The 14,674-nt window shown below is 51.5% G+C and carries 14 protein-coding genes; all 14 read right to left on the minus strand.

Annotated elements, in window-relative coordinates:
- Window positions 1-53 precede the first annotated feature (53 nt).
- Window positions 54-509, minus strand: coding sequence for a class I SAM-dependent methyltransferase (locus DXB18_RS13885; RefSeq protein WP_118708434.1), 456 nt, complete (start codon window positions 507-509; stop codon window positions 54-56).
- Between the two features lie 18 nt (window positions 510-527).
- A complete protein-coding gene (glmM, locus tag DXB18_RS13890) occupies window positions 528-1,898 on the minus strand; it encodes a phosphoglucosamine mutase (protein WP_118708436.1) in 1,371 nt (456 codons plus the stop codon).
- 90 nt (window positions 1,899-1,988) lie between these two features.
- Window positions 1,989-2,834, minus strand: a complete 846-nt coding sequence (gene rfbD / locus DXB18_RS13895; protein ID WP_118542245.1) for a dTDP-4-dehydrorhamnose reductase — start codon at window positions 2,832-2,834, stop codon at window positions 1,989-1,991.
- Between the two features lie 36 nt (window positions 2,835-2,870).
- Window positions 2,871-3,899, minus strand: a complete 1,029-nt coding sequence (gene rfbB / locus DXB18_RS13900) for a dTDP-glucose 4,6-dehydratase (RefSeq protein WP_118542243.1) — start codon at window positions 3,897-3,899, stop codon at window positions 2,871-2,873.
- A gap of 25 nt (window positions 3,900-3,924) precedes the next feature.
- Window positions 3,925-4,827 carry a glucose-1-phosphate thymidylyltransferase RfbA gene (rfbA, locus tag DXB18_RS13905; protein WP_118542241.1) on the minus strand — a complete coding sequence of 301 codons (903 nt, stop codon included), beginning with the start codon at window positions 4,825-4,827 and terminating at the stop codon, window positions 3,925-3,927.
- A 239-nt stretch (window positions 4,828-5,066) separates the two neighbouring features.
- Window positions 5,067-5,771, minus strand: a complete 705-nt coding sequence (locus DXB18_RS13910; protein ID WP_118708438.1) for a helix-turn-helix transcriptional regulator — start codon at window positions 5,769-5,771, stop codon at window positions 5,067-5,069.
- The gene (locus tag DXB18_RS13915) at window positions 5,752-6,429 is read right to left on the minus strand and encodes a DUF3990 domain-containing protein (protein WP_118708440.1); all 678 of its coding nucleotides are present in this window, start codon (window positions 6,427-6,429) and stop codon (window positions 5,752-5,754) included. The genes DXB18_RS13910 and DXB18_RS13915 overlap by 20 nt, the downstream gene beginning before the upstream one ends.
- A 158-nt stretch (window positions 6,430-6,587) precedes the next feature.
- Window positions 6,588-7,484 (minus strand): class B sortase, encoded by an 897-nt coding sequence (gene srtB, locus DXB18_RS13920; RefSeq protein ID WP_243035253.1) that lies wholly within the window; start codon window positions 7,482-7,484, stop codon window positions 6,588-6,590.
- A gap of 13 nt (window positions 7,485-7,497) precedes the next feature.
- Window positions 7,498-8,571, minus strand: a complete 1,074-nt coding sequence (prfA, locus tag DXB18_RS13925; protein ID WP_118708442.1) for a peptide chain release factor 1 — start codon at window positions 8,569-8,571, stop codon at window positions 7,498-7,500.
- 208 nt (window positions 8,572-8,779) lie between these two features.
- Window positions 8,780-9,646 carry a peptide chain release factor N(5)-glutamine methyltransferase gene (gene prmC / locus DXB18_RS13930; RefSeq protein ID WP_118708444.1) on the minus strand — a complete coding sequence of 289 codons (867 nt, stop codon included), beginning with the start codon at window positions 9,644-9,646 and terminating at the stop codon, window positions 8,780-8,782.
- Complete coding sequence (locus DXB18_RS13935; protein ID WP_118708446.1) at window positions 9,643-10,599, minus strand: DUF1385 domain-containing protein; 957 nt, start codon at window positions 10,597-10,599, stop codon at window positions 9,643-9,645. Before DXB18_RS13935 ends, prmC begins: the two co-directional genes overlap by 4 nt.
- Before the next feature lie 97 nt (window positions 10,600-10,696).
- The gene (rpmE, locus tag DXB18_RS13940; RefSeq protein WP_118531274.1) at window positions 10,697-10,900 is read right to left on the minus strand and encodes a 50S ribosomal protein L31; all 204 of its coding nucleotides are present in this window, start codon (window positions 10,898-10,900) and stop codon (window positions 10,697-10,699) included.
- 272 nt (window positions 10,901-11,172) lie between these two features.
- Window positions 11,173-12,930 carry a transcription termination factor Rho gene (gene rho / locus DXB18_RS13945; protein ID WP_118708448.1) on the minus strand — a complete coding sequence of 586 codons (1,758 nt, stop codon included), beginning with the start codon at window positions 12,928-12,930 and terminating at the stop codon, window positions 11,173-11,175.
- Window positions 12,931-13,158: 228 nt separating this feature from the next.
- Window positions 13,159-14,505 (minus strand): AAA family ATPase, encoded by a 1,347-nt coding sequence (locus tag DXB18_RS13950; RefSeq protein ID WP_118542229.1) that lies wholly within the window; start codon window positions 14,503-14,505, stop codon window positions 13,159-13,161.
- Between the last annotated feature and the right edge of the window lie 169 nt (window positions 14,506-14,674).

The raw sequence follows: 14,674 nt of genomic DNA on the forward strand, positions 1-14,674 counted from the left end.
TTCAGACGCTTTCATCTCGGCAATTGAATAACCGAGGATTCCCGCTTGTTATCCTAAAATACCAAAACCTTCGGATTCCAGCAAATTGCAAATTCATCACAATCATAACGCTTGTCACGAATTACATATTCAGCAGATAGTTCATCTTCATTTTCAAACTGTTCTTTTCTGTATACCACACCTGTACTGGTTTCCAACAAATAATAATCTGGTGAGAATATATTTCCACTATTCTGCATAATTTTGCTTGGCTTCAAGCGTGCCAATTCATCCAGATGTTCTGCAACAACCGGCACCTTATGAATGGCTATATGCTCAGTCAGTTCACGATTCATAACACTGAGAACAAGAATTGCCCCTCGTTTTAAATGGCGATGAATATTTTTCACAATTGCTCTGTTATCTTCCTCACGGACAAAAGAGCCTACCACATCATAAAGGCACAGTGCCAAATCCGCTGTTTTTTTCAGATCAATACTTCTACAATCTCCCTCTTCAAATGCATTCACCTATTGCATTATCGCTTTCTACAGCACATGTCCCTGTGCCTTCATGACTTCGATCACCTGGTCCACCAGCTGTTCGCACTGCGCAGTGGTCGGTGCCTCTACCATGACGCGTACCACCGGCTCGGTGCCGGACTGGCGCAGAAGGATGCGTCCGTCGCTTCCCAGAATTTCTGTAACTTTTTTGACCTCTGCCTGAACCGCCGGGTCGTCCTGTGCCAGCTTTTTGTCATGGACACGGACATTTTTCAGTACCTGCGGAAGGATTTCAACCTCGGAAGCCAGCTTGCCAAGGGTCTCTTTCTTCTCCAGCATGACTTCCATAACCTTTAAGGAGGTCAGGATGCCATCACCGGTGGTGGCATGCTTGCTGAAGATGATATGACCGGACTGCTCACCACCCAGGCAGTTTCCGTACTGGGACATATTCTCGTAGACGTATTTGTCGCCTACTGCAGTCTTTTCATAGGAGATGCCTTCCCGGTCGAATGCCTTATACAGACCGAAGTTGGACATGATGGTGGTGACAACCGTGTTGTTCTTTAAGCTGCCGGTCTCTTTCATGTACTTGCCGCACACATAGAGGATCAAGTCGCCATCTACCACGTTGCCGTTCCCGTCAACCGCGATACAGCGGTCTGCGTCTCCGTCGTAGGCGAAACCGACATCACAGCCGGTCTCTTTCACGTAATCCTGCAGCACATGGATGTGGGTGGATCCGCAATCGGTATTGATATTCAATCCGTTCGGATGGTTGTTGATGACATGAGTCTCGGCACCCAGGGCGTCAAAGACGTTCTTGGCGATGGCGGATGCACTTCCGTTTGCACAGTCCAGAGCCACTTTTTTGCCCTTGAAGGAGCGGGTGGCAATGGAGATCAGATAACCGATGTAACGGTTTCTGCCTGCGGAATAGTCGGTGGTGCGGCCGATGGCATCTTTTAAGGCAAATGGAATTTCTTCCATCTCGCCATCTAAGTAACGCTCAATCTCAACAATAACGTCCTCTTCCAGTTTCTCGCCCTTGCCGTTGATGACCTTGATGCCGTTGTCGTAATATGGGTTATGGCTGGCAGAGATCATGATACCGCAGTCAAACTCCTCGGTGCGCACGACGTAGGATACGCTCGGTGTGGTGGTAACGTGGAGCAGGTAAACATCTGCGCCGGAGGCGGTGAGACCTGCAACCAGGGAGTACTCGAACATGTAGCTGCTGCGGCGGGTGTCCTTACCGATCGCAACGCGGCAGCGGCCTTCCGGGTTATCTGCAGTCTTTTTCGCCTGTTTTCCGTAGTACCAGCCCAGGAAACGGCCTACTTTATAGGCGTGTTCCACAGTCAGGTTGACGTTTGCTTCTCCGCGGAATCCGTCGGTGCCAAAATATTTTCCCATAATGTTGTTCTCCTCTTTTCTAGCTCAGTTTAAAAGCAAAACCTGAAATTCCCGGCAGGCACACCTGCGCCGCCGGGAACCTTTCGTATTTTAATATTCGATTTCTTTTAAGAAGCGGCCCAGCGCATCCTGCCATGCCGGAAGGCGCTCAAAGCCGTTGTCGCTGAGTTTTTCCTTGCTCATGCGGCTGTTGGACGGGCGGGTTGCTTTTGCCGGGAACTCGCTGCTGCTGACCGGAGTCACCGGAACATCCATGCCTGCCTGGCGGAAGATTTCCTTCGCAAACTCGTACCAGCTGCACAGTCCTTCGTTGGTGGCATGGTAGCGACCGTACTTGTCGGTCTGGATCATGTCGACCAGCAACCTTGCCAGGTCGTAGGTGTAGGTTGGGGAACCAACCTGGTCATCGACAACGCTGACTGCTCCACGTTCTTTGCCCAGACGCAGCATGGTCTTGATAAAGTTTTTTCCTGCCACGCCGAATACCCAGGCGATGCGCACGATGAAGTACTTGTCGGACAGTTCTTCAACTGCCAGCTCACCCTCATATTTGGTCTGTCCGTATACATTTAACGGATGGCGCTCATCGTCCGGCTCCCACGGGCGGGTGCCCTGACCGTCGAACACGTAGTCCGTGCTGATGTACATGAGTTTCACATCAGCCTCTTTGCATGCCTGCGCGACGTTGCGGGTGCCCTCTCCGTTGATGCGACGGCAGAGTTCCACATTATCTTCAGCTGCATCTACTGCAGTATATGCGGCACAGTGGATGACGGCATCTGCCCCGGACGCTTTGATCACACGTCTGCAGGCTTCTGCATCGGTGATATCCATCTCTTCCACGTCGACGCCGATGCCCTCGATGCCGCGTTTTGCCAGTTCATTCATCAGGTCAGTTCCAAGCTGGCCTTTTGCTCCTGTTACCAGAACCTTCATGTTGTTTCCTCTTTCTGAATGATGGTCACCGCAGGATTATACCTCCTCGCGGTTTCCGTACATTTTCTCGTAATAATTCTGATACTCACCGGAGATGATGGTCTCCCACCACTCGCGGTTCTCCAGGTACCATTTGATGGTCTTCTTGATGCCGTCTGCGAATTTGGTCTCCGGCAGCCAGCCAAGCTCGTTGTGGATCTTGGTCGGGTCGATGGCATAACGCATGTCGTGGCCCTTACGGTCGGTGACATGGGTGATCAGGCTTTCCGGCTTGCCCAGCTCTTTGCAGATCAGCTTCACGATGTCGATGTTGCGCATCTCGTTGTGACCGCCGATGTTATAAACCTCACCGACGCGTCCTTTGTGAATGATCAGGTCGATGGCCTTGCAGTGGTCCTCCACATACAGCCAGTCGCGGACATTTAAGCCCTCGCCGTAAACCGGGAGCGGCTTGTCTGCCAGTGCATTTGCGATCATAAGCGGGATCAGCTTCTCCGGGAAGTGGTACGGACCGTAGTTGTTGGAGCAGCGGCTGATGGTGATCGGCAGACCGTAGGTGCGGTGATATGCCTGTACCAGCAGATCAGCGCCTGCCTTGGAGGAGCTGTACGGGCTGCTGGTGTGGATCGGGGTCTCCTCAGTGAAGAAGAGATCCGGGCGGTCTAACGGAAGGTCGCCGTATACTTCATCGGTGGATACCTGGTGGTAACGCTTGATACCGTACTTGCGGCAGGCATCCATCATCACTGCGGTTCCCTTAATGTTGGTGTCTAAGAAGATCTCCGGGTTTTCAATGGAGCGGTCTACATGGCTCTCTGCTGCGAAGTTTACCACGATGTCCGGATGCTCTTCCTCAAACAGCTTGTAGATAGCCTCGCGGTCGCAGATATTGATCTTGCAGAAGCGGAAGTTCGGGTTCTTTAATGCCTCTTCCAGGGTGGATAAATTACCTGCGTAGGTCAGACAGTCTACGCATACGATCCGGTAATCCGGATACTTGTTTAACATATGATATACGAAGTTGGAGCCGATGAAACCGGCGCCGCCTGTTACGATGATGGTCATGGATTGTTTCCTCTTTTCTACTATTCTACTTCATGTCATTTCCGTGAAGTTTATCGATGTATTTCCCGTCCAGAACGTCTTTTAAATAACGGCCGTACTGGTTCTTCTTTAATACCTCATAGGTCTCCAGCACCTGCTCTTTGGTAATCCAGCCGTTTAAGTAAGCAATCTCCTCCAGGCACGCGATCTTGCGGTGCTGATGGGTCTCGACGGTCTTGACAAAGTTGGTTGCCTCTACTAAAGACTCGTGGGTACCAGTATCCAGCCAGGTAAAGCCCTGTCCTAACAGGGTAACATCCAGCTCGCCGTTCTCTAAGTAGATGCGGTTCAGATCGGTGATCTCCAGCTCACCGCGGGCAGATGGCTTTAAGCTCTTGGCATACTCAACCACGCGGTTGTCATAGAAGTACAGACCGGTCACGCAGTAGTTGGACTTCGGATGCTCCGGCTTCTCCTCGATGGAAATTGCCTTGCCCTCAGAGTCGAACTCTACGATACCGAAACGCTCCGGATCGTCTACATAGTAACCGAATACGGTAGCGCCCTTCTCTTTGGCCGCTGCCGCGCGCAGGCGTTTCTTTAAGCCCTGGCCGTGGAAGATGTTGTCACCCAGTACCATGGCAACCGGCTCACCGCCGATGAACTCTTCGCCGATGATGAATGCCTGAGCCAGTCCGTCCGGGCTCGGCTGTACGGCGTAAGACAGTTCCACGCCAAACTGGTGTCCATCTCCAAGCAGTGCCTCGAAACGCGGAGTATCCACCGGAGTGGAGATGATCAGGATTTCCCGGATGCCGGCGTTCATAAGCACAGACAGCGGATAGTAGATCATCGGCTTGTCGTAGATTGGAAGCAGCTGTTTGGATGTAACTTTGGTCAGCGGATACAGGCGGGTACCTGAGCCGCCTGCCAGTATGATACCTTTCATAAGTGTTCTCCTTTTAAAAACATAAAATACCGCCCGGGTCTCTTTTGTAAGTACGGACAGTCTAAGCTAGTTTGTACTATACCACAGATGCGCGGAGATTGCAATCTGCGCGCGGAAAGGAAGCGTGGAAATTCGTGTCTGGATTCATATCTGGATTCGGGTTTTTGCCGATGCTTCGCATTCCAAATCGGCAAAATCCCATTGCCGGGCACATATGCATAAGCAGTAACCCCCTGTCTTCAGGAATCCGTAAGTGTTTCCGCCGAGACATGCAGCACACGTGCAAGCTTCTGCAATGTCCGCGCCTGGGTTTTGCCGATATCACGCTCGCCCTGCTCAAACAGCTGGATCTGCCGGAGTGGGACACCGGACTGTGCTGCCAGTTCCCGCTGGGATAATTTGGCGTATGCCCTAAGGCGCTTCAGTCTGGACTCCTGTCTGGCTTTTTGCATCCGTTCATCCATAATTTCCACAAATTTGCTGATATCTGCCTCATGGAGCGGATCATACATGCCGCAGACCTCCGTAACCGGAACTGCATTTTGGATCTGTTTGAAGTTTTCCACGCGATACCACTGATAATACGCCAATACCCACCCCGTCCAATACTCCGGGGACTTATCCAGATACATCAGATCTTCCACATCCGGAACAGAAAGTCCGCTAAGACGCAGTACTTCCTTGGCTATTTCACAGCCATTTTTCCCGGCAACAAACGCGCAATTGCCGATTTCAAACTGCGCCGCCATGCCGCTGATCAGAAACATGGTATAAAAATCCTGCAGATCATAATCTAATGTATTCACCGCGTAATCCAGCATATCCCCAAGCACCCGCTGTGCCAATGGGAGATAGTCCTCATCGTAAGCATGGAGCTGGCTTTGCCCGGAACCCGCTTCTGCTACCGTATGGCTGTGATATTCTTTATCGCAAGCGTGGATCATGATTCTCCATCCCCTCTCTCATAATATCAATCATATAGATATCGGAAACCTGCGCGCCTTCTCCTCTGGTTTCCCGGTATTGCCGCCGTGCTGCCTTATCGCGCTGCTGCTTCTTTTGATAATATTCTTCCGCATAAGCCGCCTCATATCCCAGAAAAAGAAGCTGTGAAAAGGCTTTCTGGCTTTTCAATACCACCTGTTCTCCTAATTTTCCAAGGCGCATGGCATGTTCCAGCTGTTTGAAAGAAATGGTTCCCATTACAAAATCCTGCGCAAAAGAAAAGTAGGAATCATCCGCACGATACCCAATGATGACATCGTATGCCGATATATCGATCATGAAATGCTCCTGTAGATAGTTTTTTGCTGTTTCTGCAATGGAACGCTGCTGCCAGTAACTGCGGTAACGGGTCAGAAGTGCCAGCCAGTTTAGGATACTGTAATCATCCTGATTCAGATTCAATACATGTAACCCATCCATTTCTAACTGATAACGGTTTGCGTATCCATCCTTATTTTTCGCACAAGCCCATTCTTTTGCCAGTTCTATGTTTTCCGTACAATAAAAGCCCCGTCCGTAATCATTGTTATAGTTTCCCAGTCCATATTCCGGCTTGGGAATTATATGGTCAGAACCATGATAGAGAAGTTTCTTCATAATCCGCATCGCCTCCTTTGCGCGAAATAAAAATATCGCTGTAGAGATATTTTTATTATATCTCTACAGCGATATCTGTACAATCATTTTTCTTATTTGTTTTAGGAATCTGCCAAATTTGTTGCTGCCTGCGCAGCATATGAGCAGCAACAAATCTCCTACTTACGAACCGTTGCGGTTTCCGCACTGGTCGATTCCGCAGGAACTGCACTGGTTTCCGGTACATTCCGTCCGGTTGCAGGCAGGAAGTTCCCATCTTCATCAACCTCTGCCGCAAAGAGCAGGGTTCTGGCGTCGTTCTTCTCATAGCTGCAGGTTACCAGCACAAACATGGAATCAAACGGCTGCTCCGGCACCTCTGCAAAGCTGCACGGTGCCAGACGCTCACTCACCCACTGATCAAACGATGCCTGGGACTTGAACGAGGTCTTGCGGACGATGCCATTGGAATCGCTGTAGTAGCAGCCCAGCGTTTTTAAATGGATGGTGCGCTCCGGGGTATAGATTTCAAAATAGCGGTGCGCCTCAAAGAAATCCTGGTCCTTGAATTTCACAACATCCTTAAACATGGAGCCATCCTTCATGTGGTGGCCATAGATCGGGTTATTCCAACCGCTGAAGTCAGACTTACTGTCGGCATCCAGATAAATGGTGCCGTACACACTGTCTTTCCCCTCAAAATCCTTATGTAAATAGTACTGGTTGTCCGGAGACTGGACGATCGGATAATCGATTTTGGTATCCGGCACCCGGATCCAGCCGATGGTGTCCGGATTCGTCTCTAATAAAGAAGCAAAATCAATCGGGGAGACATACGGCGCCTCGGTCTCTGCCTCCGTTTCTTCTGTTTCCGGCGGTGTGGTCTCTGCCTCCGTCTGACTCGCTGCCTGCGCCAGGCTCTCCTCGAGACGTCGCTGGGCTGCTGCATCCATCCACTCCTTCACCAGGCTGAGGGCACTGGCGATCATGATGAGTAAGAGGATGGCGATGATGAGGCGGCGAAGAAGACCGCTGGAATTCTTTTTTGGTTTTTGATTGTGTTCCATATCGGACATAACTGCCCCCTTTTTACACTTCGTTCATCTTCGCCAGCTTTGCTGCCTGGTCAGCTGCGATACATGCATCCAGAATTTCCTGGATGTCTCCATTCATGATCTTGTCTAACTTGTATAAAGTCAGGTTGATGCGGTGGTCGGTGACACGGCCCTGCGGGAAGTTGTAGGTACGGATTTTCTCGGAACGGTCGCCGGTACCGATCTGGCTGCGACGCTCTGCTGCTTCCGCGTTCTGCTTCTTTTCCAGTTCCAGATCGTACAGCTTGGAACGCAGAAGACGGAATGCCTTTTCCTTGTTCTGCAGCTGGGATTTCTCGGTCTGGCTGTAGATGACGATTCCGGTCGGGATGTGGGTCAGACGTACTGCGGAGTCGGTGGTGTTGACGCACTGTCCGCCGTTACCAGACGCACGCATAACATCGATACGGCAGTCGTTCATATCGATCTGAACGTCTACCTCTTCTGCCTCCGGCATCACTGCTACGGTAGCGGTGGAGGTATGGATACGTCCGCCAGACTCGGTCTCCGGCACACGCTGTACGCGGTGTACGCCGGACTCGTACTTCATCTTGGAGTAAGCGCCCTTGCCGGTGATCATAGCCTGGACTTCTTTGAAGCCGCCGATTCCATTCTCACTTAAGGAGATGATCTCTACTTTCCAGTGCTGGCTCTCTGCATAGTTTACGTACATGCGGTAAAGCTCTGCTGCGAACAGAGCTGCCTCGTCGCCGCCTGCACCGGCGCGGATCTCCAGGATAATGTTCTTGTCATCGTTCGGGTCCTTCGGCAGTAACAGGATCTTTAATTCCTGCTCCAGCTCTTCCACACGCTTCTTGGCATCGGAAAGTTCTTCCTTGGCAAGTTCGCGCATGTCTTCATCGTTCTCTTCTTCCAGAAGTGCCAGACTGTCTTCAATGTCCTGCTTTGCCTGCTTGTAGGCCTTGTAAGCCTCTACCAGAGGTGCCAGGTCCGCCTGCTCTTTCATGAGCTTACGGAAGCGGGTCTGGTTCTCGGTTACGTTCGGCTCGCCTAATTCCTGCATGATTTCCTCATAGTGGATGAGGATGTCATCTAATCTGTCAAACATGGGGTTCCTCCTATATTTTGTAATGGTACTGATTGATGTTCGTGGTTTGCTGCGGTTCACGTATATGTGCCCGGCAGCAAGTATCTATGTGTATGATTCTATCGTGTTCGGAACGGTTTGGTTCGTTCAGCGCCCTCCCGGTGACTCGCATTCCTACCGTTGCGCATGCTCGTTGTGTCATTGTGTATGCTCGTTGTGTATGCTGTCCTCACCGTTCCCAGCAGCCGCATACCACACGTTCCTTGCCCGGAAGGTCTTTGACAACCCGGACATTCGTAAAACCTGCATCCGCTAAAAGTCCGCTGACAGCTTCGCCCTGGTCGTATCCGATCTCCAGATAGATGCTGCCTCCCGGTTTCAGCCAGGCTCCGGCTTCCTTTGCGATCTGCCGGTAAAACTTCAGACCGTCTTCTGTGCCGTCCAATGCCATCATCGGCTCATGCTCCCGCACCTCCGGCTCCAGGGTGGCAATAACTGCCGTTGGAATGTATGGTGGGTTGGATGTAATGATGTCGAAGGTTTTTTCTTCGTCTGGCGGAAGGGCAGAAAACAGATCACCATGGAAAAAACGGATTGTTTTCTGGTGTGCTCTTGCGTTCCGCTCCGCCACCTGCAGTGCCTCTTCCGACAAGTCTGTGGCAGTCACCGATTCGTACCCGCCCTTTACTGCCAGGCTGATGGCAATGCAGCCGGACCCGGTACACAGATCCAACAGCTTCTTATTTTTTTCTTTCTGCTCTTCCAATACCAGCTCCACCAGTGTCTCGGTGTCCTGGCGCGGGATCAGCACGTGCTCATTGACAAAGAAGTCCAGTCCCATAAATTCCTGGCTGCCCAGGATCTGCTGCAGCGGAACACGGGACGCACGCTTTGTGACCATGGCACGGTAATTTTGAATCTGTTTCTGCACAGCCGCATCGGTTTCGGAGAGCGGACGCAGCCGGTCCATCAAAAAATGAACCAGATTTAAATCAAATGCAGTGAGAAGCAGCAGCTTTGCATCGTTTTCCGCGTCGGTGTCACCCACCTGCTGGAGCGCGGAACTGCCTTCGTTTAGAAGATCGTAGAGTGTCATGATGCGTCCTCCGAAATCTCCGTCTCCGGGAAATTTTCCCGCAGGTACGCCTTCCAGTCAAATACGGCTTCAACTGCTGCGATTGCAACCTCGATCATCGAGTCATCCGGCTCGCTGGTGGTCAGATTCTGCATCCACAGTCCCGGCTTGCTTAAAAGGTTGACAACCGGGTTGTCGCTGCGGCCTGCCAGACGTAAAAACTCGTAGGAAACACCAGCAATGACCGGCACCAGGATAATGCGGCTTACCATGCGCAGCCATACGTTGTCGACGCGCACAACCATGAAGAACAGGATGCTGATCAGCATAACGATGATCAGAAAACTGGTTCCGCATCGTTTATGCTGCTTGGAGCTTGCCCGCACGTGGTCTACGGTGAGTGTCATGCCATGCTCGATGCAGTTGATGCACTTGTGCTCCGCACCGTGATACATAAAAGTGCGGCGGATGTCCTCCATCCGGGAAATTACTTTTATATATGCAATAAAGATCGCGATGCGGATGAGCCCTTCCAGGATTGCCATGATGGTGTCAGAATGGATGACCTGTTTGCAGGCGTTCGCGATGAGCAGCGGCAGCACCATAAAAATGCCGATCGCCATAATCACGGAAAATACCATGACGACCGCCATAAGGACCTGTTCAACCTTCTCACCGAATACTTTGTCCATCCACAGTTCCAGTTTTCCTGGCTCGGAGTCTTCATCATCCTCAAAGAAACTGGCGGAAAAGCTTAAGGTCCGCATGCCGAGGATCATGGAATCCGCAAAGCTGAAGACGCCCCGCACAAAGGGGAGTCCGCAAAACGGCACCTTTTCCGTCATGCTGACGTAGGTGTCTTTTTTGACCTCGATGCCGCCGTCGGGTCTGCGCACGGCTGTGGCATACTGGTCTTTATTTTTCATCATAATTCCTTCAATGACGGCCTGGCCGCCGATACCGGAATATTTCATATGATCTGTGTCTCCTTAAAATATCCGTATAAAGAAAAATAAGGCTGAGCCAAAGTGTCTCCACTTGAGTCTCAACCTTACTTCGCTCTCGTTATGCTTACGCCTTAACGCCGTATTTCTTGTTGAACTTATCGATACGACCGCGTGCAGAAGCAGCTTTCTGCTGACCGGTGTAGAAAGAATGGCACTTAGAGCAAACCTCTACGTGGATCTCTTCTTTGGTGGAACCGGTAACGAACTCGTTGCCGCAGTTGCAGGTAACCTTAGCCTGATAATAAGCTGGATGGATTCCTTCTCTCATGATTTTCACCTCTTCACTTTCTCAATTATATAGTACTGTGATCGTCTAACGGTCTCGTTTGTACCGTTAAAATCACGCCACATCTATAAACAGCTCCATAATTGTATCATAGAAATATAGGCTTGGCAAGCATATTTTCTACGATTTTCGAGATATTTTCGCCGTGTATTCTTTTCCACTTCTGCGAATTTCCCAGAACATCCGGCATTTCTTTTCCGCTTCTGCGAATTTCCCAGAACATCCGGTGCTTCTTCGCCATTTTTTCGAATTTTTTAGAACATTCGGCGTTTCTTCGCCACTTCCACAAACTCGCGGTTGCTGCGGGTCTGCGCGAACAGATCCAGGATGCGCTCCACGGAATCCTCTGGTTTTAAGCTGTTGGTTGCCTTGCGTACAATGTCCACCGCCTCGGCTTCATCACGACTGAGAAGCAGGTCATCGCGACGGGTGCCGGACTTTAAGATATCGATTGCCGGGAAGATGCGTTTTTCAGAGAGCTTGCGGTCTAATACCAGCTCCATGTTGCCGGTGCCCTTGAACTCCTCGTAGATGACATCATCCATACGGCTTCCGGTATCGACCAGCGCCGTGGCAAGAATGGTCAGGCTGCCGCCCTCACGCATGTTGCGTGCTGCGCCGAAGAAACGCTTCGGCATATGCAGGGCTGCCGGATCAAGACCGCCGGAAAGCGTACGTCCGCTCGGCGGAACTACCAGGTTGTAGGCTCTTGCCAGACGGGTAATGCTGTCTAAGAGAATGATGACATCGCGACCGTGCTCTACCAGACGTTTTGCGCGCTCGATCACCATCTCGGAAACACGCTTATGGCGCTCCGGAAGCTCATCGAAGGTGGAGTAGATTACCTCCACATTGTTGCCTACCACGGACTCCTTGATGTCCGTAACCTCCTCCGGGCGTTCATCAATCAGGAGAATGATCATATGCATGTCCGGATGGTTGGTGGTCACTGCCTGCGCCACCTGCTTTAAGAGAGTGGTCTTACCGGCTTTTGGCGGAGACACGATCATGCCTCGCTGTCCTTTGCCGATCGGTGCAAGAAGATCGAGCACACGCATGGCGGTGCTGCTCTTTCCCGCGGTTTCCATATGCAGACGGCTGTTTGGGAAGATCGGAGTCAGATCTTCAAAGTTCGGGCGGCGCTCCAGCGCGCTGACCGGATAGCCGTTGACGTTGCGAATGTATAACAGTGCCGCAAACTTCTCATTTGAGGTCTTCACACGGCGGATTCCGTTGATGATATCTCCGGTCTTTAAGCCAAACCGCCGGATCTGGGTCGGGGAAACATACACATCGTTCTCGCCCGGAAGGAAATTCTCGCAGCGGATAAAGCCGAAGCCGTCCGGCATAACCTCCAGGATGCCGCTTGCCGGTACCCCGCTGTCTACGCCTTCCTGCTGCTTTTCATTTTCCTCATCACGCGTATTCTGGTATGACTGATCGTTGCTCTGGTCGTTGGTCTGTTCCGTATTCTGAGTCTGGCGGCTCTGGCGCGGCTGATAAGTCTGCTCGCTGCTCTGCTCCTGGCGGCTCTGGCGCGGCTGATAGGTCTGCTCGCTGCTCTGCTCCTGGTGGCTCTGGCGCGGCTGGTAGGTCTGCTCGCTGCTCTGCTCCTGACGGTTCTGGTAAGATTGCTCCCCGTTCCGTCTCACCATGCCGCTGCGGCCATTTTGCGGACGATTCTGGTAAGAATAGCGGCGCGGCTGTCCCTTCATAGCTGCCCCAGCCGCTTCTGTCGGCTGCTCTTTTGCAGCTGCCCCGGCCGCTTCTGTCGACTGCTCTTTCGCAGCTGCCCCGGTTGATTCTGCTGACATTTCTTTCGCAGGTGCCTTATTCGGCTCTCCTGGCTGTTCTTTCGCAGTCGTCCCTGTCGGCTCTTCCACTGCTCCGACCGCATTGCAAAGTGCTTCGATCAGCTCTGCCTTCCTCATGGAAGTTGCTCCTTTTATGCCCTGTTCTTTTGCCATTTCCTTCAACATGGCAACGGGTAATGTCTGTAATTTTTCTCGCATACATTTTCTCCATTCTGAACTTTTATCTAGGTGGGATATAAAATATAAATTGATAGATATCTCCTAAAGCGGCAGATATCTTCTAAGAACTTTGGAATAATGGATTCGTACTGAACCGGTGCACCAGGTACACCGCCAGCCATTTTTCAATGATGCGGAGACGGCATGGCGCTGTCCCCGCGTACGTATTTATTATAATGGATTCTCCTGAAAAAAGAAAGATTTATTTTATCTGGAATTGTCTTCCTTCTGGACCGATTCCCGCAAAAATCGCATATGTTCGTCAATTTTCGACTCGTAACCATTTCCAGATGGGCGATAGAAGACGCTTCCTTCCATGCCATCCGGCAGATACTGTTGTTTTACATAGTGGTTCGGATAGTCGTGTGCGTATTTGTAGCCGATCCCATGACCCAGTTTTGCAGAACCGCCATAATGGGAATCCTGCAGATGTACCGGAACCGGCATGGAACGCTGGTTTTTCACGGCACTCATGGCCTCGAAAATGGCATTGCACGCGGAATTGGATTTCGGTGCGGTCGCCACATACGTCACAGCCTGGGACAGGATGATCTGCGCCTCCGGCATACCAATGCGCTCCACAGCCTGCGCCGCGCTGACTGCCACAGTCAGTGCCTGCGGATCTGCATTGCCCACGTCTTCTGAAGCACAGATCATAATGCGGCGGGCAATGAATTTGATATCTTCCCCCGCATACAGCATCCGCGCCAGATAATAGACTGCAGCATCCGGATCCGAGCCGCGCATGCTCTTGATAAAGGCGGAAATGGTGTCGTAATGGTTATCCCCATCTTTGTCGTAGCGCACCGCCCGTTTCTGGATGCACTCCTGTGCCACCTCCAGCGTAATGTGGATCAGGCCATCTGCCGGACTGCGCTCTGTTGTGAGGACACCAAGTTCTACCGCATTGAGCGCGGCGCGGGCATCCCCGCCGGAGACATCCGCCAGGAAATCAGCAGCATCGTCATCGATCACAGCGTGGTAACTTCCCATGCCTTTTTTCTCATCGTGTACAGCACGCAGGATCAGTTCTTTTACATCGTCCTTTTCCAGTGCTTTCAGTTCGAAAATCCGGGAACGGGACAAAAGTGCCCCATTTACCTCAAAATAAGGATTCTCCGTGGTCGCTCCGATGAGGATCAGGGTCCCATCCTCCACGTAGGGAAGCAGATAATCCTGCTGGCTCTTGTTGAAGCGATGGATCTCATCGACAAAAAGGATCGTCTTTTTTCCGTACATCCCGAGGGCATCTTTTGCCTCTTTTACGACATCCTCCATGTCTTTTTTACCCGCCACCGTGGCATTGATCTGGCGGAAACTCGCGCTGGTGGTGTTGGCGATAACCTTTGCCAGCGTCGTCTTTCCGGTTCCCGGCGGTCCGTAAAAAATGATGGAGCCAAGCTGGTCTGCCTTGATGGCACGGTAAAGCAGCTTGTCCTTTCCGATGATGTGCTTCTGCCCGACCACCTCATCCAGGGTGGTGGGGCGCATGCGGGACGCCAGGGGCGATTCCTGCTCCTGGGTGCTCGCTCTCATATAGTCAAACAAATCCATGTGTATGTTTCCTTCCTGTCGGTGTGTATAGTTTTCATTTTTATGCTGAATCGATTCCGCTGAACCTGCTATTGATGCTTTTGAGGTTTATGCGCTTCGTTTTTTGATATTACATTTGGGGCACTGTTTTTGAAGTGCTGCCTTTGCAACACTGCTTTGGGGCGCTGTT

Source organism: Clostridium sp. OM02-18AC (assembly GCF_003481825.1).
In the GTDB taxonomy this organism is placed as follows: Bacteria; Bacillota; Clostridia; order Lachnospirales; family Lachnospiraceae; genus Brotaphodocola.

Excerpts from the sequence above, each read along its gene's own strand:
- DXB18_RS13915 (WP_118708440.1), bottom strand. The coding sequence starts at position 6,429 with ATGAAGAAACTTCTCTATCATGGTTCTGACCATATAATTCCCAAGCCG.
- prfA (WP_118708442.1), bottom strand. The coding sequence starts at position 8,571 with ATGTTTGACAGATTAGATGACATCCTCATCCACTATGAGGAAATCATG.
- rpmE (WP_118531274.1), bottom strand. The coding sequence starts at position 10,900 with ATGAGAGAAGGAATCCATCCAGCTTATTATCAGGCTAAGGTTACCTGC.
- DXB18_RS13935 (WP_118708446.1), bottom strand. The coding sequence starts at position 10,599 with ATGAAATATTCCGGTATCGGCGGCCAGGCCGTCATTGAAGGAATTATG.
- srtB (WP_243035253.1), bottom strand. The coding sequence starts at position 7,484 with ATGTCCGATATGGAACACAATCAAAAACCAAAAAAGAATTCCAGCGGT.
- rho (WP_118708448.1), bottom strand. The coding sequence starts at position 12,930 with ATGCGAGAAAAATTACAGACATTACCCGTTGCCATGTTGAAGGAAATG.
- rfbB (WP_118542243.1), bottom strand. The coding sequence starts at position 3,899 with ATGACCATCATCGTAACAGGCGGCGCCGGTTTCATCGGCTCCAACTTC.
- DXB18_RS13950 (WP_118542229.1), bottom strand. The coding sequence starts at position 14,505 with ATGGATTTGTTTGACTATATGAGAGCGAGCACCCAGGAGCAGGAATCG.
- rfbD (WP_118542245.1), bottom strand. The coding sequence starts at position 2,834 with ATGAAGGTTCTGGTAACAGGAGCAAAAGGCCAGCTTGGAACTGACCTG.
- prmC (WP_118708444.1), bottom strand. The coding sequence starts at position 9,646 with ATGACACTCTACGATCTTCTAAACGAAGGCAGTTCCGCGCTCCAGCAG.
- rfbA (WP_118542241.1), bottom strand. The coding sequence starts at position 4,827 with ATGAAAGGTATCATACTGGCAGGCGGCTCAGGTACCCGCCTGTATCCG.
- glmM (WP_118708436.1), bottom strand. The coding sequence starts at position 1,898 with ATGGGAAAATATTTTGGCACCGACGGATTCCGCGGAGAAGCAAACGTC.
- DXB18_RS13910 (WP_118708438.1), bottom strand. The coding sequence starts at position 5,771 with ATGATCCACGCTTGCGATAAAGAATATCACAGCCATACGGTAGCAGAA.